General features: G+C 76.4%; 1 protein-coding gene. It reads right to left on the bottom strand.

Annotated elements, in window-relative coordinates; translation table 11 throughout:
- The coding region (locus tag D183_RS25380) for a lytic murein transglycosylase (protein ID WP_039728870.1) at nt 1–309 on the bottom strand (309 nt) is incomplete at both ends.

Raw genomic sequence — 309 nt, 5'->3', positions numbered from 1 at the left:
GCCGTCGGCCTGGCCGATGGCGTGGCCGCGCGCCAGCAGCAGGGTCTGCAATTCGCGCCGCTCGGGGCGGCCCAGGCCGGGGTCGTCGGTCGGCCAGGCCGCGACCAGCCCGGGCTTGCCGCGCAGCCGGTCGGACAGCAGCGCGATCGCCAGCGCATAGCTTTCGGCGGCGTTGTAGGCGTAGATCGCGTCGTAGTTGCGGAACACCAGGAACGCCGGGCCGTGCACGCCGGCCGGGATCAGCACCGCTGCCGGCGTCTGCGCGGCCAGCGCCGGCAGCGCGCCGCCGTCGGCGGCGGTGAGGCCACA

Source organism: Xanthomonas sp. SHU 199 (assembly GCF_000364665.1).
Classification (GTDB): domain Bacteria; phylum Pseudomonadota; class Gammaproteobacteria; order Xanthomonadales; family Xanthomonadaceae; genus Xanthomonas_A; species Xanthomonas_A sontii.
This window is presented reverse-complemented; position numbering and strand designations above follow the sequence as displayed.